Raw genomic sequence first — 18,293 nt, forward strand, 5'->3', positions numbered from 1 at the left:
GAGCCGCGCGATGCTGAAGGCCTTCCTCGCCTATTACCGGCCGTACCGGACCCTGTTCCTGGTCGATTTCGGCTGCGCGGTGCTGTCGGGCCTGCTGGAACTCGGCTTTCCCGTGGCCGTGAAGGGCTTCATCGACTCCCTGCTGCCCCGGCAGGATTGGAGCCTGATCCTGCTCGCCGCGGCGGCGCTGACGCTGATCTACGTGGCCAATGCCGGGCTGATGGTGGTGGTGACCTACTGGGGCCACGTGCTCGGCATCAACATCGAGACGACGATGCGGGCGCGGGCCTTCGACCACCTGCAGAAGCTCTCGTTCCGCTTCTACGACGGCCAGAAGACCGGCCACCTCGTCGCCCGCGTGACCAAGGACCTGGAGGAGATCGGCGAGGTCGCCCATCACGGGCCCGAGGACCTGTTCATCGCGGTGATGACGCTGCTGGGCGCCTTCGCGCTGATGCTCATGGTCCACGCGCCGCTGGCGCTGATCACCGGGGCGATCCTGCCGGTGATCGCCTTCGTGTCGATCCGCTACGGCGGCCGCATGACCCGCAACTGGCAGGCCCAGTACGGCCGGGTCGGCGCCTTCAACGCCCGGATCGAGGAAAATGTCGGCGGCATGCGGGTCGTCCAGGCCTTCGCCAACGAGCCCCACGAGCGCGCCCTGTTCGCCCGCGACAACGCCCGCTACCGCGACACCAAGCTCGAGGCCTACCGGCTGATGGCGGCGGGGCTGTCGATCAACTATCTCGGCCTGCGCCTCGTCCAGATCGCCGTGCTGCTCGGCGGCGCCGCCTACGTGGTCCGGGGCGACCTGACGCCGGGCGGCTTCGTGGGCTTCCTGCTGCTGGTCGGCGTGTTCTACCGGCCGCTGGAGAAGATCGGCGCCGTGGTCGAGACCTACCCGAAGGGCGTGGCGGGCTTCCGCCGCTACCAGGCGCTGCTCGCCACCGAACCCGACATCACCGACCGGCCGGACGCCCGCCCGGTCGAAGCCCTGCGCGGCGATATCCGCTTCGAGGGGGTGGGCTTCGGCTACGGCCCGGGCCGCCCGGTCTTCACCGGCCTCGACCTCGCGGTGGCGGCCGGCGAGACGGTGGCGTTCGTCGGCCCCTCGGGGGTCGGCAAGACCACGCTGTGCGCCCTGCTGCCGCGCTTCTACGAGGTCGAGGCGGGGCGGATCACGATCGACGGGATCGACCTCCGCGACATGACCCTGGCGAGCCTGCGGCGGCAGATCGGCATCGTGCAGCAGGACGTGTTCCTGTTCGCCGGCACGATCCGCGAGAACATCGCCTATGGCCGCCTCGACGCCACCGAGGCCGAGATCGACGCGGCCGCAAGGCGCGCCCGGCTCGGCGCGCTCCTCGACAGCCTGCCGGAGGGGCTCGACACGGTGGTGGGCGAGCGCGGCGTGCGCCTGTCGGGCGGGCAGAAGCAGCGCCTCGCCATCGCGCGGGTCTTCCTGAAGAACCCCCCGATCCTGATCCTCGACGAGGCGACCTCGGCCCTCGACACCGAGACCGAGCGGGAGATCCAGCGGGCGCTCGCCGAGCTGGCCCGCGGGCGCACGACGCTGGTGATCGCCCACCGCCTCGCCACGATCCGGGACGCCGATCGGATCGTGGTGCTGGGGGAGGGCGGGGTGGTCGAGGCGGGCCGGCACGCGGCGCTCCTCGCCGCAGCAGGCCCCTACAGCCGCCTGCATGCGGCCCAGTTCGGGAGCGGAGCGGACAACCCGGTCCTCGCCGCGGAATAGGGCCGCACGATGCGCGGACCGCATAGTGGCCGGCCAGGCTTCATCCCCGTCTTTGCGGCAGCCGGCGAGTGGTCGAAATCCGACGCTCGATACCGGCTCGCGGCGTTCGCCGAGGGTGGGATGCGAAAGTTGATCTATTGCGCGCAAGTGGCCGTTCTGCCTACGAGCCATGCCAGGCGTTACGATGACCGCTGGCGCTCCCAAAGCGGTCATCAATCGTCGGCCCTGCCGTTGTGAACCAAGGTGATATCGGAAGCCGTTACCACGGCTGACCATCACCGAACGACCAGTCCTCCTTGTCGACAAAGACCATGTTGATCATGATGTCGTCAGGTCGGATCCCCAATTTCGATTTCAGTTCGTCGGCAACAAAACGGTAGAAGGCGAACTTGGTGTCTTTCTTGTTGCCGACGGTGCTGGTGACCTGAATCAAAATGAAGTCCGGCGACCGGCTGAAGCCGAGAAATTGCGGATCATATACAAGATTATCTGCTTTGTGCTCGCCGATCACTACGAAGCGGTCGCCATCGGGCGCTTCGAGGATGTCGACGATGCCTCGATAGACGATGTCCGCCACGGCAGCGCGGTACTCGGGGCTTTTCCCCTGGATCAAATCGATACGTGCAAAAGGCATGATGACCTCCTCGGGCAGGATTGCGGTCGGACCCCGGCCGGGACCGACCGCCGGGCGCTCACGTCCGGTTGTCGATCTCCGGCACACCGCTGCTCCTGTCCGCATAGGCGGCGATGAAGGTCGGCCGCGACTGCCAGCGCTGCCAGAAGGCATCGAGATGCTCGAAGCGCTCATCGAGCGGCGTGGCGTTCACCGGGAATTTGGAGAACGCGATGGCCGTCGCCAACGTGATGTCCGAGAACGTCGGCTGATCGCCGCCCAGCAGCCACGCACGGCCGTCGGAGAGGTGCCGGTCGACCAAGCCGGCATGCGCCAGTGCCACCTTGCGGGCGTGCTCGCCCCAGGCCGGATTGCTGGTCAGTTCGAGCTTCGGGCCCAGACCCTGATGCAGGACATGGAATGCGGTGACGATGGGATAGAGGATGTGCACCCACACCCGGTTGTCCCACATCTGATCGAGGCCACGCTCGTGTGCCGTCTCGCCCATGATCTTGCGGCCTTCGAACGTGTCGTCGAGGTAGCGGGCGATGGCGGCGGTCTCGCTCAGGTAAGAGCCGTCGGCGAGCGCGAGGGTCGGTGTCTCGCCCCAAGCGTTCATCTTCAGGTGCTTCCAACCCCGCTGCTCGCCGACCGGTGACATTTCGTAGACCGTTTCGTCGAAGTGATCGGCGATGCCCTTCTCGTGCATGAAGATCCGCAGGCGCTGCGGGTTCGGGAAGGCCGAGGGTGAGGTGAAGAGCTTGAGCTTGTCGGACATCGGCGTCTCGCTTTCCCAGGAACTGTCTGTCTGTCAGATGACAGGCAGCAAGCTAGGACCGTCACCTTGTGCCGTCAACCCCTGTCTGCCATATGACAGATGGAGGTTGAGAATGGCAGCGACGTTGAAGCGGGATGTGCGTGAGGCGATCCTCGTGGCCGCGAGGGAAGCGGCGATGGCCTATGGCTACGGCGGCATCAATTTCCGCGATCTCGCGGAAGCGGTCGGCATCAAGGCCGCAAGCATCAACTACTACTTCGCCAACAAGGCCATCCTCGGCGAGGCCGTCGCGCGCCGCTATTGGGAAGATATTTCCCGCGATCTTGAAGCGATTTCAACGAATGCCCAGAGTCCGATAGAAGCGCTGCGGCAATACCCCAACATTTTTCGCCTCTCTCTGGAGCGCAACAATCGCATGTGCCTCAGCAGCTTCATGGCGACAGAATATGACGCGTTGCCTGAGCAGGTTCTGAAGGAGGTCCAGTCTTTTGCCGACGTGAATGCGGCTTGGCTACGCAAGCAATTAATTGCTGCAAAGCTCGTCGAGCCGAAGGACGGGGAGACGAGAGCGCGTGCCATCTATGCTGCTGTAGCCGGAGCTCAGATCATCGCTCGAAGCCGTTCGGACCTAAATCTGTTCGACTCGTTGGTCAGAAGCTATCAAGAGGCGGGACTCCTGCCGAACTGATCGACAGCGCGCACGAAGACAAGGTCCGCGTCCATGCTGGGCCGACCGTAAGCGGTCAGGCGGAGATCCACCCATCCCTGCCGTAGATCGCGGCCCCACTGAGCAGCCTGCACGCGGACATTCCCAGCTTCGGCACAGGGTCGGAAGCAGACCCTCACGGCGGGTGCCAAGCGTCAGATTTCGCCCCCTAGACCTGCGGCCGCATCCCCGTATCCGTGGACTCGCGCACGACGAGGCGGGTGGGGAACAGGCGCTGCGCGAGGTCGTCCGGGGCGCGCGTGCCCTCGATGACCTCCACGAGCGTCGCGAAGGCGAACCGGACCATCTCCAGGGTCGGCCCCTCGATCGAGGTGAGGCTCGGGATCGTGAAGGCGCTCTGGACGCAATTGTCGAAGCCGACCACCCGGATCGCCCCGGGGACGCGGACGCCGTGATCGTGCAGCGCCTTCAGGACCCCGAACGCCACCCGGTCATCCGCCGCCACGATCGCGTCCGGCCGATCCGGACGGTCGAGCAGGCCGAGCGTCGCGCGATGGCCGTCCTCCGATGTCCAGCCGCACGGGACGACGAGATCGTCGCGCAGGGGCAGCCCCGCTTCCGCGAGGGCGTCCCGGTAGCCCCGGAACCGCTCGGCGACGGTCGGCGACCGTCGCCCGTCCTGCGCGCCCTTGAGGAAGCAGATCGACCGGCTGCCCGTCCGGGCGAGGTAACGCACCGCCTCGAAGATGGCGTCGCGCTCGGCCCGCACCGCGAAATGCGCGCCGGGCGCGTCGAGGCCGAACACCACGAAGGGGAAGCGCTTGGCCTGCAGCATCGCGATCAGCGGGTCGTCCCGGCAATCCGCGACGACCACGATGCCGTCGACCCGAGCCTCGCTGACCAGGCCGGTGATCCGGCTCAAGCCGTCCGGAGCGCCGCGGCACCAGCGCCGGTGGATCAGCGTGTAGCCGTGCTGGTCGGTCACGGCCGCGAAGGCCTGCAGGAGGATGCCCTCGTCGGTCTCCTGCGTCAGGCCGGCCGCATCGTCGGGCCGGTCGCCCACGGCGAACACGCAGGCGATGCTGCGGCTCGGCTTCTTGCGCAGCGAGCGGGCCGCGAGGCTCGGCACGAATTCCAGGTCGCGCATGGCGGCCTCGATGGTCTCGCGCGTGGTCCGGGCGACCTTCTCGGGATGGTTCAGGACCAGGGAAACCGTCTGGAAGCTCACGCCGGCCCGCCGCGCGACGTCCTTGATCGTCATCTGGCCCATCGTCACCTCAGCCCCGGTTCATACGGCAGGGCCGGCGCGCCCGAGATGCGCGGTGCCGCGCGACGCCCGAACGCGGCCTCGTCCGGTCGGCCAGTCTAGAGCCGGCCGGATCGGAGATAAAGCTGCGTGTCGAGCGCGGAGACACCATCGAATAGGATAAATAACGGCGGAAAGTACACGAGAACCGGTATCACCGCAGTCGACCTGCTCGTCCGGACGCGCGATGCGGGCGCTTGAGCAGGAACCTTGTCCGCGTCGTGAGGTTCGCCAGGCGGCACCTCAGCGATGAGCGGGGCGTCGGGTGCCTCATCCCATCGGAACCTGTCCTCCGATGCACCGTCGCGCGATCGTCACCACCATGCTGGGCGCCACCGCGGCCCTGGCGCTCACCCGCACCGTCATCGCGCAGGTCACGCCGGCCGGCGCGATCCCCGCCGGCGCCAATCTCCGGATGGCGGCCACCGGCGGCCTGTTCCTGGAGAACACCGCCCGCGACGCCCACGAGACGACCACGAACCCGATGGTCAGGAAATTCTCCCGCGCCGAGGTGATCCTGTCCCGGAAGATCAGCGCCCCGACCGGCGGCGCGCCGATCCCGGCTCCGGGCCCCGGGGCCGCAGGCCCCCGGCGACCTGACCGGCGGCCTCGTCGCGGCACCGGTGGCGGTGGCCGGCGCCGCCGCCCCAGGGCACGACCACCGACGCGCAGAAGGCACAGATCCTGTCGCAGCTCACCGGGATGCCGCCGGGGCCGCAATACGACGCGACCTTCGTGAACGCCTCGCTCCAGGGTCATCAGGAGGCGCTCGGCATCCACGGCGCCTACGCGCAGTCGGGCGACGATCCGGGCCAGCGCCGGATCGCCCGGGGCGCGCTGCCGCTGATCAACCTGCACATCGCCCAGCTCACCCGGATGCAGGCGCGGATGGGCGGCCAGCAGCCCGGCTGACGCGGAGCTGGGGGACGGTCCGGCGCGGGCCTCCGCACCGGACCCGAGAAGAAGCCCGCCACGGCAGAGGCCGGGCGGGCTTGGAGGTGGTCTCGTCTCGGAGATGGCGCGACCCTAGCGGCCGCCCGGTCGGCGCGCATCCCCCATCCGGATGACGGCCGCTCCACGATCCGGCGTCCAGCTCAGGACCGCGTCAGGCGGCTCAGCACGTCGGCGAGGCTCAAGGAGAACAGGATCCGCCGGCCAGAACAGCCCGCAGGCGGCCGTGAGACGGATGCGGGCGCTCGCCCGGTCGAGGCGCATGAACAGCAGCGCGACGCGGCCGGCCTGCGTGGCGGCGATGCCGAAGCTGACCGCGACGTTCCGGGCGCCCGGCGGCGCGTAGGCCGCGGCGCAGCTCAGCGCCATCAGGCCGAGCCGGACCGGCAGCACCCGGCGCCGGACCGCGAGGTAGAGGGCCGGGTAGAGGAACAACCAGACCCTGTCGACGAATCCCCAGTGGCGCAGCGCGACTTCGACCTGCGGATTGCCGGGGAGGCGGTTTCGGTCGCGCCAGCCGATCCCGACCAGCCGCGCCACGAGGCCGATGCCGATGGCGAGATGGATCCCGTGGATGCCGGTGGAGAGCCAGTAGAAGCCGAGGACAGCTGCGCGGACGCCTCGGGCAGCTCGAGGCCCGGCCCCGGCACGAGGTGCTCGGCGATGTCCTGGCGGTATTCCATCCCCTTCACCGCCAGGAATGCGAGGCCGGGGACGGCGGTTGCCACGAGGCACCAGAAGGTCAGCCGGCTCAGAGAGGCATGCTCGGAGGCCCGCGACGCGGCGGCGGCGGTCAGGCTGCTGGTCAGCAGGAGCACGGTGTTGAGGGTGCCGTAGACGATGTTGGTCTCGCGGGCCGCGGCTGCGACAGCCTCCGCGTGCTCGGCCCGCATGGCGGCGTAGAACAGGAACAGCGCTCCGAAGAACGGCACCTCGCTGGCGATGAAGATCCAGATCCCGAAGGCGGCGCCGAAGCGCTGCCGGGACAACGCTTCATCCTCGGACGGCCTGAGCCCGTCCCAGGGTTCCCGGAGCAACGCCTCGCGCAGCAGCGCCTCGGGGGCGATCGCGGGATCGCTCATGTCAGCGAGCCCCGCGAGGGCATGCGCGGCTGGTCGTGCACCGGCTCCGCGCCCTCCGGGCGGTAGCTGTAGGGTTTGCCGAGGACCGCCGGATGGCCAAAACAGTTGTCCCACGGCGGCGGCACGGTGGTGCGCCATTCGAGGCCGGAGCCGTTCCAGGGATCGTTCGCCGCCCGCTCCCCGAAGAACAGCGACCAGATGAAATAGCCGAGCGGCATCAGGTAGGCCGCCGCCAGAACCGCCGCCCCCGAGGAGGATCGTGAGCGCCAGGACGGGCGTGGCTCGTGCAGGGACGCGGACGGAGGATTCACCCACACGGTGAGACGTACGAGTCTGGGCGCAAGCACACCCAGCGCGCCCGCATCGTCCTGCTCTCGGCCGAGCGCCTGAACGTCCAGGATGGAGCCCGGCGGGCGGGCGTCGAAGGTCTGCTGCGCGACAAGACGCGTCCGCCCGGGACACCACCCCATTCGACCGAGACGGTCGCCGAGGTGCTGGCGCTGACCTGCTCGGAGCCGCCGGGCGAGGTCACCCACTGGACCGGCCGTGCCGTGGCCCGCGCTGTCGGGATCTCGTTGCGTGCCGTGCAGCGGATCTTCGACGCTCACCGCCTCCTGCCGCACCGGCTGCGCAGCTTCAAGCGCTCGCGCGATCCGGCCTTCGCCGCCAAGGTCGAGAACGGGCCCCCATCGAACCTGTTCGATGGGATCCCGGCGTGGTCGGCCTGGACATGGACCCACCCGCCCACGGCGTGGTGCGGTCCATCGACGAGAAGCGCCAGATCGACCGGCAGGCGGCGATGAAACGCGACCGCGCCGCGCACAATCGGCGCGCCAGACCTTTCGTCTGGACCAAACCCGCCACCGACATCCTCGCAGCCGTCAGCCGATCCCCTGAACCGTCCGTCTGAGTCAGGGCACGGGAGCCGGCGGACCACGGGACTCGCATACCGCTCCCGGCGGCCGGTCGACAGGCGATTTGCCGAAAGGCGCGGGCACGCTGCCGCCTCCGCGCGTGCAGCGGGGGCAGCGGGGGCAGGGCAACCAGTCCGCGCGTTCCGGGCGGGACCTGCCTCAGCCGCCGAAGGCGCGGGGCGGCAGGCCCCTGACACCGACATCGAGTTCGAACAGGGCCCCGGACTCCGGCACGTGCTCGGCACCCCGCGACGCCGAGGTGACGAACAGGCGGTTCAGCTCCGCGCCCGCGAAGGCGCAGCTCGTGATGTTGGGGGCGGGGAGGGGGATCGCGCGCATCAGGCGCCCATCCGGATCCACGCGGCTGATCCGGGCGCCGCCCCAATGGGCGATCCAGAGGCAGCCCTCCGCATCCGTGGTCATCCCGTCGGGCCAGCCCCAATCGTCCGGGAAGCGCAGGAAGGCCCGCTTGCCGGACAACGTGCCGTCCCCGGCGAGATCGAGGGCGTAGACCGTCCGGGCGGCGCTGTCGCTGTGATAGAGGATCCGGCCGTCGAGGCTGAAGGTCGGGCCGTTGGCGACGCCGTAGCGGGTATCCATCCGCCGCCAGGTCAGGTCGGGATCGAGCCGGTGCAGGGCGCCCGACACCGCCGTCTCGGCCTGGTGCATGCTCCCCGCCCAGATCCGGCCGGCGCCATCGACCTTGGCGTCGTTCAGGCGGTTGTCCGGGTATTCGGGCTCGGGATCGCCGATCGGGGTCAGCCGGCCGGCCTCGAGGTCGAAGACCGCAAACCCGCTCTTCAGACCGACGATGAAATCCCGCCGGCCGGCCCGGGGGATGATCCAGCCCAGCGGCTCCGGAAAGGGGCGGGTGCCCGCTGCACCGCTCGCGAGGTCGAGCCAGCGCAGGGCCGGCGCCTCGATGTCGACCCAGAAGAGGCGCTCCCGTTCCGGCACCCAGACGGGTCCCTCGCCGAGCCGGTCGCGCTCGGCCCGGGGGACGATGCGGATCTGCGGATCCATGGTCCCTCTCTGGTCCGATCGCCGATCAGGCGCCCTCGGGCCGTCGGCCGGAAGCGCCCGGCCGGCAGCCCCAGAGCGCGTAGAACAGGACGTAGAGCTCGCACGCCGCCGTGATCAGGAAGGAATGCTGCAATCCGAACCGGTCCGCCGCCCAGCCCTGCACCACCACCAGCGACCCGCCGGCGATCGCCATGATCAGCAGACCCGATCCCGCCTCGGTCAGCGGGCCGAGCCCGCGGATTCCGAGGGTGAAGATCGTCGGGAACATGATCGCGTGGAACAGCCCGACCGAGATCAGCGCCCACATCGCTACAGGGCCCGTGGCGAAGGCCGCGACCAGCATCACCGCGCAGGCGCCAATGGCCGCGCCGGCCAGCACGGCCTCGGCCGGCCGGCGCTGCATCAGGTAGCTGCCGACGAAACGGCCGACCATCATCCCACCCCAGAGCAGGAACAGGTAGCGCGCGGCCTGGGCGTGCGTCAGGTCGCCGATCGCGGGCTGCGCCACGAAGTTGATGAACAGGTTCGACACGCCGATCTCGGCGATCAGGTAGATGAAAATCGCCGGCACGCCGAGGACGAGGTTGCGGTGCCGCCAGAGCGACCGGCCGGCGTGCTCGTCCGCGGCGGCCGGCGCGACGGCACCGTCGGCGCCGCCCATCGCGGGCAGCGGGAACCGGGCGATCACCACGGCGAGCATCACCAGGATCGCCGCCACGATCAGGTAGGGGAGCTGCACCGACTGCGCGTCGGCCAGGCGCTCGGCGGGGGTGAGCACGGTCCCCGGCGCGGCGTTGCCGGAGGCGGAGCGGCCCAGGATCAGATAGCCGCCGAACAGCGGCGCCAGGGTGGTCCCGAGGGAGTTGAACGCCTGCACGAGGTTGAGCCGCGCCGGGGCGCTCTCGCTCGGGCCGACCACCGCCACGTAGGGGTTGGCGGCGACCTGCAGCAGGGTGATGCCGCTGGCGATCACGAACAGGGCGGCGAGCGTGATCGCGTAGGAGACCTGGCGGGACGCCAGGATCATCCCGAGCGTGCCCACCGCCATGATGCCGAGGCCCGTCACCAGGGCGCGCTGGTAGCCGATGCGGGCGATCAGCTTCGCCGCCGGGATCGAGGCCACGAAATACGCGATGAACCAGACCGACTCGATCAGCGTGGTCTGCGTGTAGTCGAGGTCGAAGACGCTGCGCAGGTGCGGCAGCAGCGTGTTGTTGATGACCGTGATGAAGCCCCACATGAAGAACAGGCTCGCCAGCAGCGACAGGGCCGCGCCGTAGCCGCCCCGGTCGCGCGCGATCGCCGCGGCCGTCCGGGCGGCGGACGGATCGACGTGCGCGATTGGTCCTGCCATCGGGCCTTTCCTCTCCCATCGGGCCGCCTTGCCGGGGCACCGTGTTGTGGAGTTCATTTGTCTGAGTATATATCGGGGTCGCGGCCGTCAACCGCGGCCGCCCGTCACGCGTCGGCGCAGGATCGGCAGTACGGTGCACGACGAAGGGGGGAGAATCCATGCGTGGCTTGGGAACGGTGGCGCTCTGCGCCTGCGCGGGACTTCCGGCACTGGCCCAGGCGGCCGAGCCGGTCCGGACGGTGTTCGGCACCCTGCCGGACGGCCGCACCGTCGAGGAGGTGACCTTGACGAACGACGAGGGGGTCACCGCGCGCATCCTGTCCTGGGGGGCGCTGCTGCGGGTGCTCGAGGTGCCGGACCGGACCGGCAAGGCGGCCGACGTCGTGCTCGGCTACGGCGACCTCGCCAGCTACCTGAGCAAGGGCAGCTATTTCGGCGTGAGCGTCGGGCGCTACGCCAACCGGATCCGCGCCGGGCGCTTCACCCTCGACGGCCAGAGCTACGCGCTGGCCACCAACGACGGACCCAACGCCCTGCACGGCGGCAGCGCGGGCTTCGACAAGCGGCTCTGGACGATCACCGAGGTGAAGGGCGGCGCGGCCCCGTCGGTGACCCTACGCTACGTCAGCCCGGACGGCGAGGAGGGCTATCCCGGCACGCTGACGGCGACCGCCACCTACACGCTGGAGGCGAGCAACACCCTCTCGGTGACCTACGAGGCCACGACCGACAAGCCGACGATCGTCAACCTGACGAACCACAGCTTCTTCAACCTCGCGGGCGAGGGGTCGGGCCGCTCGATCCTCGACAACGTCCTGACCATCCCGGCCGAGCGGTTCACGCCGGTCGACGCCACCCTGATCCCGACCGGCGAGCACCTGCCGGTGGTGGGCACGCCCTTCGATTTCCGCAAGCCCACGGTGATCGGCGCGCGCATCCGCGATGGGCGGGACATCCAGATCGTGCGCGGGCGCGGCTACGATCACAATTGGGTCGTGACCGACGCGCCAACGGCCGGGCCGCACCTCGTGGCACGGGTCGAGGATCCGGATTCGGGCCGCGTTCTCGACGTGTCGAGCAATCAGCCGGGCGTGCAATTCTACGCCGGCAACTTCCTCAACGCGACCGTGGTGGGTAAATCCGGCCTCGCCTACCGGCAGTCGGACGCCCTGGCGCTGGAGCCGGAGCTCTTTCCCGATACGCCGAACCAGCCGGCCTTCGGCTCGGCCCGGCTGGATCCCGGCAAGACCTACCGGAACGTCATCACCTACCGCTTCTCGACCAGCCCCGCCCACCGGACGCACAAATGACCGACCGACCGATTGCACGGCCCCTGCGCTCGCGCGCCTGGTTCGACAACCCCGACAATATCGACATGACGGCGCTCTATCTCGAGCGCTACCTGAACTTCGGCCTCAGCCTGGAGGAGCTGCGCTCGGGCAAGCCGATCATCGGCATCGCCCAGACCGGCTCGGACCTGTCCCCGTGCAATCGCCACCATCTCGTCCTCGCGGAGCGGATCCGCGAGGGCATCCGCGAGGCGGGCGGGATCGCCCTCGAATTCCCCGTCCATCCGATCCAGGAGACCGGGAAGCGGCCGACCGCCGGCCTCGACCGCAACCTCGCCTATCTCGGCCTCGTGGAGCTGCTCTACGGCTACCCGCTGGACGGGGTGGTGCTGACCACGGGCTGCGACAAGACCACCCCGGCCTGCCTGATGGCGGCCGCCACCGTGAACATCCCGGCCATCGCCCTGTCGGTCGGGCCGATGCTGAACGGCTGGTTCAAGGGCCAGCGCACGGGTTCCGGCACGATCGTCTGGAAGGCCCGCGAGATGCTGGCGGCCGGCGAGATCGACCAGGACGGCTTCATCAAGCTCGTGACCTCGTCGGCGCCCTCGACCGGCTTCTGCAACACGATGGGCACGGCCACCACCATGAACACGCTGGCCGAGGCGCTGGGCATGATGCTGCCCGGCTCGGCGGCGATCCCGGCGCCCTACCGCGACCGGCAGGAGGTCGCCTACCAGACCGGCAAGCGCATCGTCGCCATGGTGGCGGAGGATCTGAAACCCTCCGACATCCTGACCCGCGACGCCTTCCTCAACGCCATCGTGGTCAATTCGGCGATCGGCGGCTCGACCAACGCGCCGATCCATCTCGCGGCACTCGCCCGGCACATGGGGGTCGCGCTCGACATCGCCGACTGGCAGACCCACGGGCTCGACGTGCCGCTCCTCGTGAACCTGCAGCCGGCCGGCGCCTATCTCGGCGAGGATTACTACCGCGCCGGCAGCCTCCCGGCCGTCGTGGCGCAGCTCATGAGCCGCGGGCTGATCCACGAGAACGCCCTCACGGTAAACGGGCGCGCCATCGGCGAGAATTGCCGCGGCGCCGTGATCGAGGACGAGGACGTGATCCGACCGATCGACCGGCCTCTGAAGGAGGCGGCCGGGTTCCTGGTCCTGCGCGGCAACCTGTTCGAGGCCGCCATCATGAAGACCAGCGTGATCGGCCCGGAATTCCGCGCCCGCTACCTCTCGAACCCCGAGGATCCCGATGCCTTCGAGGGCCCCGTCGTGGTGTTCGACGGGCCGGAGGATTACCACGCCCGGATCGACGATCCGAGCCTCGGGATCACCGACGAGACCCTCCTGGTGATGCGCGGGGCCGGGCCGGTGGGCTATCCCGGAGCGGCCGAGGTGGTGAACATGCGGCCGCCCGCGCAGCTGATCCGGGCCGGCGTGCACGCGCTGCCGTGCCTCGGCGACGGGCGCCAGTCCGGCACCTCGGCCTCGCCGTCGATCCTGAACGCCTCGCCGGAGGCGGCGGCGGGCGGCGGCCTCGCCCTGCTGCGCACCGGCGACCGCGTGCGGGTCGACCTGCGACGCGGAACCGCCGACATGCTGGTCGATGCCGACGAGATCGGCCGCCGCCGCCGCGCCCTGGAGGAGGCCGGCGGCTACGCCTATCCGGCCTCGCAGACCCCCTGGCAGGCGATGCAGCGCGCCGCCGTCGGGCAGATGCATACCGGCGCGATCCTGGAGGGCGCCGAGCGCTTTCAGCGGATCGCGCAGACCAGCGGCCTGCCGCGCGACAACCACTGAGACACGGCGATCCCGGACCCGGCTGGGCTCGGGATCGGCCTGCGAATTCAAGGTCCGCCCCGTCCTTCCGGGTTCCGCTTCGCGACCCCGGAAGGACGGGGCGGGCGATTGAGCCGCCTCTGCAGGAGCGTGGCGTCGATGGGCCGGGTCGAACACTTGGACCGGGCGGAGCCAGGAACCTTCGCGGGCGCGGAAGGGGGGCCTGCCACCGAAGGGCAAGCCCTCGGAAACCGGGCCCCTCAGGGCCGCAGCGCCATCTCGGTGTCGGACAGAGCGAGGCGGATCAGCTCGGTCATCGTCGCGCGGGCGGCGGCCGGGTCCCCCGACACGATCGCCTCGTAGAGAGCCCGGTGATCGGGCATCGGGTCCCGCGGCATGACTTGGCGCCGATACTTGAAGATCGTCGTCCAGGTGACCGCGGCCGCGATGGAACTCGACAGGGCCATCAAGGGGCCGTTGCGGGCGGCCTCCAGGATCAGGTCGTGAAAGGCCTGATCGGCGGCCCGCCCGGCCTCGGTGGCGAGGCCGTGGCGGCCCATCTCCTCGAGGGCGTGGCCCATCCGGGCGACGTCGAGGCTCGAGCGCCGCTCGGCGGCCAAGGCGGCCGCCGCCGGCTCGACGATCATCCGCAGCTCGAACAGGTCGCGGATGAAGGCCTCGCTCGGCTCCGCCTCGAAGGCCCAGGCCAGGATATCCGGGTCGAGCAGGTTCCACCGGCTCCGCTGGCTGACCCGCGTCCCGGTGCGCGGCCGGCTCTCGACGAGGCCCTTGGCGCTCAGGATGCGAATCGCCTCGCGATACGCGGTCCGCGACACGTTCAGCTGTTCCGAGAACTCGATCTCGCCCGGCAGCACGTCGCCGGGCGCGTAGCGGCCGCCCAGGATCGCGACGCCCAGATCCCGGGCGACCGATCCGTGGATGCGACGCGAGCCTGAGGCAAGCGGAAGCTTGATATCCTCCAGACCGCGACCCTGCCTCACCACGTCACCTCCGGTCCGAGCCACCGGTCCGGGGCAGGATCGCCGCGATCGTACTTGGAAGTTGTAGGAGCGCAAGCGGCGACACCCCCTGGGCGGAAGGGCCGCGGCGCTTGCGACGCAGAGCAAACTGATCTAGTTTATTTGTATGAGTAAACAGGCTGCAGAGCACGGAGCGATCCGGGGTAGCGCCCTGATCGGTGCCGCGGAGGTAACGACCGAGGAGACCTTCCAGGCGTTCGATCCGGCGTCCGGGGCGGCGCTGGAACCGCGCTTCGCGGTGGCTGGAACACGGGAGGTCGCGGCGGCCTGCGCGCTCGCCGACGCGGCGTTCCCGAGCTACGCGGAGACCGATCCCGGGACGCGCGCGCAGGCCCTGGAAGCGGCGGCGGCGGGCATCGCCGATCTCGGCCCGTCCCTCATCGAACGGGCGATGGCCGAGACCGGGCTGCCCCGTGCGCGCCTGGAGGGCGAGCGGGCCCGCACGGTCGGCCAGCTCCGCCTGTTCGCGGATCTCGTCCGGTCGGGCGCGTGGGTCCGGGCGACGATCGATCCGGCGCTGCCGGAACGACAGCCGCTGCCGCGGCCGGACCTGCGCCGGCGCCATGTCGCGATCGGGCCCGTGGCGGTGTTCGGGGCGAGCAACTTCCCGCTCGCCTTCTCGGTGGCGGGCGGCGACACCGCCTCGGCACTCGCGGCCGGTTGCCCGGTCGTGGTGAAGGGTCATCCCGCCCATCCCGGAACCGGGGAGCTGGTGGCGCGGGCCCTGCGCGCGGCTTTGGCCGCCTCGGGCCTGCACGCGGGCGTGTTCTCCTACCTTCCGGGACCGTCGAACGCCCTCGGCGCCGCGCTGGTCGCCGATCCCCGGATCAAGGCCGTGGGCTTCACCGGGTCGCGCGGGGGCGGGCTCGCGCTGATGCGGGTGGCGGCCGGCCGTCCCGAGCCGATCCCGGTCTATGCCGAGATGAGCGCGGTCAATCCCGTCCTGCTCCTGCCCGGTGCGCTGCGGGACCGAGGGACCGGCCTCGCGGCCGGCTTCGTCCAGTCCCTGACGCTGGGCGCCGGCCAGTTCTGCACCAATCCGGGCCTGCTGATCGGGATCGCGGGTCCCGAGATCGACGCCTTCGCGGAGGCGGCCGGGGCGGCGATCCGGGCGAGCGTGCCGCACACGATGCTGACCGCCGACATCCGCGACCGCTTCGAGCACGCGGTGGCCGCGATGGCGGACCGCCCGGGCGTGACGGTCGCGGCGCGCGGGAGCACGGCCGGACCGGGCGGCGCCCCCGCCACCTTGCTGCGCACGGACGCGCGCAGCTTCCTGGCGAACCCGGCGCTCGCCGACGAGATGTTCGGCCCCGCGGCGATCCTGGTGGCGGCCGCCGGCCTGGCGGAGATCATCCGGGTCATCACGGCCCTCGGGGGGCAGCTCACGGCGACGCTGCACCTCGACCGCGCGGACGAGCATCTCGCCGCCGGGCTGGTGCCGCTGCTGGCGCGCAAGGCCGGCCGCATCCTCGCCAATGGCTGGCCCACCGGCGTGGAGGTCGCCCCCGCGATGGTGCATGGCGGCCCGTTCCCGGCGACCTCGGACAGCCGCAGCACCTCGGTCGGCACCCTGGCGATCGAGCGGTTCCTGCGCCCGGTCTGCTACCAGGACCTGCCCGACGCGCTGCTGCCGGCGCCCCTGCGTCCGGCCAATCCCTGGCGCCTTGCGCGCCGGATCGACGGCACCCTCAACCCGCCGCCGGATCCCTGACAGGCCATCGCGCCCGCAGAAGGCGCGTCTTCGGGGCGACCCAACGCGGCCGCTCCCGGGAGGAACGCAACATGGGACAATCACTCCTACAATTCCGTCGGCCCGACGGGACGCGGGGCGTGGCGTGGCGCTGCCGGCCGATGGCCTGGCCCGCCAGATCCTCGGCGTCGACAGCGTCCTCGCGCTGGCGCGACAGGCCCTCGCGGCCGGGGACGATCTGGCCGCGACGGCGGCCCGGGCCGGGCTGGGCGAGGCCGTCGATCTCGACACCGTGCGCCTGCTCCCGCCGATCGACCACGCGGATCCCGCGCACCTGCTGCTCAGCGGCACCGGCCTGACGCATCTCGGCTCCGCGGAGGGGCGGGACAGGATGCACCGCGCCGCGGCGGCCGATCCGGCGCCGACCGACTCGATGCGCATGTTCCGGATGGGCGTCGAGGGCGGCAGGCCGGCGCCGGGAGAGGCGGGCGTCCAGCCGGAATGGTTCTACAAGGGCGACGGCTCCTGCCTGATCGCCTCCGGCGAGCCGCTGGTCTCGCCGGCCTTCGCCCTCGACGGCGGCGAGGAACCGGAGATTGCCGGGATCTACCAGATCGACGCCGCCGGCACGCCGGTGCGCCTCGGCTTCGCCCTCGCCAACGAGTTCTCCGACCACGTGACGGAGCGCGGCAACGACCTGTGGCTCGCGCATTCGAAGCTCCGCCCGGCCGCGCTCGGCCCGGAGCTGTGGCTCGGCGCCCTGCCGCCGGACGTGCGCGGCGTGAGCCGCATCCTGCGCGACGGCACCGTGCTCTGGGAGAAGCCGTTCCTCTCGGGGGAGGCGAACATGTCCCACACCGTCGAAAACCTGGAGCGGCACCATTTCAAATACGCGCCGTTCCGCCGGCCCGGCGACGTGCATGTCCACTGCTTCGGAACCGCCACGCTCTCGTTCAGCGACGGCGTCACCGCCCGGCCCGGCGACGTGTTCGAGATCGAAGCCGCCCCGTTCGCGCTGCCCCTGCGCAATGCCCTGGCGGTCGCCCCAGCGGCCGATCCAACCGTGACGGTGCTGTGAGATGGCGAACCCGATCCGCATCGGGCTGGTGGGCGTCGGCAAGATCGCCCGCGACCAGCACCTGCCGGTGATCGGCGCCTCGCCGGACTACACCCTCGCGGCGGTGGCGAGCCGCCAGGGTACGTATGACGGGGTGCCGAACTACCGGACCCTGCCCGAGATGCTCGCGGGTCGGCACGGTCTCGAGGCGGTGGCCCTGTGCCAGCCGCCGCAGGCCCGGTTCGAGGCGGCCCTGGCGGCGATCGAGGCGGGCCTCCACGTCTTCCTGGAGAAGCCCCCGGGGGCGAGCCTGGCCGAGATCGGGCTTCTCGTGGCGGCGGCGCGGGCGCGGGGCGTGAGCCTCTTCGCCAGCTGGCACTCCCGATACGCGTCCGGCGTCGAGCCCGCGCGGCGCTGGCTGGCGGGGCGCCGGATCCGCGCGGTGTCGATCGCCTGGATGGAGGATGTCCGCCACTGGCACCCGGGCCAGGACTGGATCTGGGAAGCCGGCGGGATGGGCGTGTTCGATCCGGGGATCAACGCCCTGTCGATCGCGACCCGCATCCTGCCGCCCTTCTTCCTGACCGGCGCGATCCTGGAGGTTCCGGCGAACCGGCAGGCGCCGATCGCCGCCGACCTGCGCTTCGGGGACGCCGCCGGCACCCCGATCCGGGCCGTGTTCGACTGGCGCCAGACCGGTCCGCAGACCTGGGACATCCGGGTGGAGACCGACGACGGGACCCTGGTGCTGTCGCGGGGCGGCGCGGTCCTCACGATCGACGGCCGGGACCAGCCGCTGCCGCCCGAGGCCGAGTACCGCGGCCTCTACGACCGTTTCGCCGCCTTGGTCCGCTCCGGCGCCAGCGACGTCGACCTGAATCCGCTCACCCATGTCGCCGACGCCTTCCTGCGCGGCGAGCGCCGGACCGTGGAGGCCTTCACGGACTGACCGGCACGGGTCCGAGCGGAACACG

The 18,293-nt window shown here is 70.6% G+C and carries 17 protein-coding genes and 2 pseudogenes; 10 read left to right on the forward strand and 9 right to left on the reverse strand.

Annotation, left to right across the window (positions count from 1 at the left end; all coding sequences use genetic code 11):
• Positions 1 to 10: 10 nt before the first annotated feature.
• A complete protein-coding gene (locus JOE48_RS28715; protein WP_210035063.1) occupies positions 11 to 1,756 on the forward strand; it encodes an ABC transporter ATP-binding protein in 1,746 nt (581 codons plus the stop codon).
• A 259-nt stretch (positions 1,757 to 2,015) separates the two neighbouring features.
• On the opposite strand, the gene JOE48_RS28720 is transcribed toward JOE48_RS28715, so the two are convergent.
• Positions 2,016 to 2,390: a tautomerase family protein gene (locus JOE48_RS28720; protein ID WP_210035064.1), complete on the reverse strand. Its 375-nt coding sequence runs from the start codon at positions 2,388 to 2,390 to the stop codon at positions 2,016 to 2,018.
• Positions 2,391 to 2,448: 58 nt separating this feature from the next.
• Complete coding sequence (locus JOE48_RS28725) at positions 2,449 to 3,147, reverse strand: glutathione S-transferase family protein (RefSeq protein ID WP_210035065.1); 699 nt, start codon at positions 3,145 to 3,147, stop codon at positions 2,449 to 2,451.
• 112 nt (positions 3,148 to 3,259) lie between these two features.
• Here JOE48_RS28725 and JOE48_RS28730 point away from each other — a divergent pair, with 112 nt between their 5' ends.
• Positions 3,260 to 3,835: a TetR/AcrR family transcriptional regulator gene (locus JOE48_RS28730; RefSeq protein ID WP_210035066.1), complete on the forward strand. Its 576-nt coding sequence runs from the start codon at positions 3,260 to 3,262 to the stop codon at positions 3,833 to 3,835.
• A gap of 187 nt (positions 3,836 to 4,022) precedes the next feature.
• Here the strand turns inward: JOE48_RS28730 and JOE48_RS28735 are convergent, their stop codons facing one another.
• Positions 4,023 to 5,075: a LacI family DNA-binding transcriptional regulator gene (locus tag JOE48_RS28735; RefSeq protein WP_245253004.1), complete on the reverse strand. Its 1,053-nt coding sequence runs from the start codon at positions 5,073 to 5,075 to the stop codon at positions 4,023 to 4,025.
• Between the two features lie 340 nt (positions 5,076 to 5,415).
• On the opposite strand from JOE48_RS28735, the gene JOE48_RS28740 reads away from it, so the two are divergent.
• Both JOE48_RS28740 and JOE48_RS30665 read left to right on the forward strand, forming a co-directional pair.
• Positions 5,416 to 5,859: a hypothetical protein gene (locus JOE48_RS28740; RefSeq protein WP_245253005.1), complete on the forward strand. Its 444-nt coding sequence runs from the start codon at positions 5,416 to 5,418 to the stop codon at positions 5,857 to 5,859.
• Positions 5,823 to 6,032, forward strand: coding sequence for a DUF4142 domain-containing protein (locus JOE48_RS30665; protein WP_245253006.1), 210 nt, complete (start codon positions 5,823 to 5,825; stop codon positions 6,030 to 6,032). The genes JOE48_RS28740 and JOE48_RS30665 overlap by 37 nt, the downstream gene beginning before the upstream one ends.
• A gap of 114 nt (positions 6,033 to 6,146) precedes the next feature.
• Here JOE48_RS30665 and JOE48_RS28745 read toward each other — a convergent pair whose 3' ends face one another.
• The 3 genes and pseudogenes from JOE48_RS28745 to JOE48_RS28755 form a co-directional block, all read right to left on the reverse strand.
• Positions 6,147 to 6,506, reverse strand: coding sequence for a hypothetical protein (locus JOE48_RS28745; RefSeq protein ID WP_245253605.1), 360 nt, complete (start codon positions 6,504 to 6,506; stop codon positions 6,147 to 6,149).
• Positions 6,480 to 7,153, reverse strand: a pseudogene (locus JOE48_RS31300) (heme-copper oxidase subunit III); the annotation flags it as partial. The gene JOE48_RS28745 and the pseudogene JOE48_RS31300, both read right to left, overlap by 27 nt.
• Positions 7,150 to 7,371 carry a hypothetical protein gene (locus JOE48_RS28755; RefSeq protein ID WP_409518621.1) on the reverse strand — a complete coding sequence of 74 codons (222 nt, stop codon included), beginning with the start codon at positions 7,369 to 7,371 and terminating at the stop codon, positions 7,150 to 7,152. The gene JOE48_RS28755 and the pseudogene JOE48_RS31300, both read right to left, overlap by 4 nt.
• 120 nt (positions 7,372 to 7,491) lie before the next feature.
• On the opposite strand from JOE48_RS28755, the pseudogene JOE48_RS28760 reads away from it, so the two are divergent.
• Positions 7,492 to 7,937: pseudogene (locus tag JOE48_RS28760) on the forward strand (IS630 family transposase); the annotation flags it as partial.
• 289 nt (positions 7,938 to 8,226) lie between these two features.
• Here the strand turns inward: JOE48_RS28760 and JOE48_RS28765 are convergent.
• Positions 8,227 to 9,090 carry an SMP-30/gluconolactonase/LRE family protein gene (locus JOE48_RS28765; protein WP_210035068.1) on the reverse strand — a complete coding sequence of 288 codons (864 nt, stop codon included), beginning with the start codon at positions 9,088 to 9,090 and terminating at the stop codon, positions 8,227 to 8,229.
• 25 nt (positions 9,091 to 9,115) lie between these two features.
• Entirely contained in the window at positions 9,116 to 10,444 is a 1,329-nt protein-coding gene (locus tag JOE48_RS28770) for a sugar MFS transporter (protein WP_210035069.1), read from the reverse strand.
• Positions 10,445 to 10,602: 158 nt separating this feature from the next.
• On the opposite strand from JOE48_RS28770, the gene JOE48_RS28775 reads away from it, so the two are divergent.
• Both JOE48_RS28775 and JOE48_RS28780 read left to right on the forward strand, forming a co-directional pair.
• Positions 10,603 to 11,754, forward strand: coding sequence for an aldose epimerase family protein (locus JOE48_RS28775; RefSeq protein ID WP_210035070.1), 1,152 nt, complete (start codon positions 10,603 to 10,605; stop codon positions 11,752 to 11,754).
• Entirely contained in the window at positions 11,751 to 13,550 is a 1,800-nt protein-coding gene (locus tag JOE48_RS28780; protein WP_210035073.1) for an IlvD/Edd family dehydratase, read from the forward strand. Before JOE48_RS28775 ends, JOE48_RS28780 begins: the two co-directional genes overlap by 4 nt.
• A gap of 239 nt (positions 13,551 to 13,789) precedes the next feature.
• Here the strand turns inward: JOE48_RS28780 and JOE48_RS28785 are convergent, their stop codons facing one another.
• On the reverse strand, positions 13,790 to 14,530 hold the full coding sequence (locus tag JOE48_RS28785; RefSeq protein WP_210035075.1) for a FadR/GntR family transcriptional regulator: 741 nt from the start codon (positions 14,528 to 14,530) through the stop codon (positions 13,790 to 13,792).
• A gap of 145 nt (positions 14,531 to 14,675) precedes the next feature.
• On the opposite strand from JOE48_RS28785, the gene JOE48_RS28790 reads away from it, so the two are divergent.
• The 3 genes from JOE48_RS28790 (at position 14,676) to JOE48_RS28800 (ending at position 18,268) form a co-directional block, all read left to right on the forward strand.
• Positions 14,676 to 16,283, forward strand: coding sequence for an aldehyde dehydrogenase (NADP(+)) (locus tag JOE48_RS28790; RefSeq protein ID WP_210035077.1), 1,608 nt, complete (start codon positions 14,676 to 14,678; stop codon positions 16,281 to 16,283).
• A gap of 124 nt (positions 16,284 to 16,407) precedes the next feature.
• Entirely contained in the window at positions 16,408 to 17,340 is a 933-nt protein-coding gene (gene araD1 / locus JOE48_RS28795) for an AraD1 family protein (protein WP_312893391.1), read from the forward strand.
• A gap of 1 nt (position 17,341) precedes the next feature.
• Complete coding sequence (locus tag JOE48_RS28800; RefSeq protein ID WP_210035079.1) at positions 17,342 to 18,268, forward strand: Gfo/Idh/MocA family protein; 927 nt, start codon at positions 17,342 to 17,344, stop codon at positions 18,266 to 18,268.
• Positions 18,269 to 18,293 lie beyond the last annotated feature (25 nt).

The sequence above is a fragment of the Methylobacterium sp. PvR107 genome (genome assembly GCF_017833295.1).
Classification (GTDB): domain Bacteria; phylum Pseudomonadota; class Alphaproteobacteria; order Rhizobiales; family Beijerinckiaceae; genus Methylobacterium.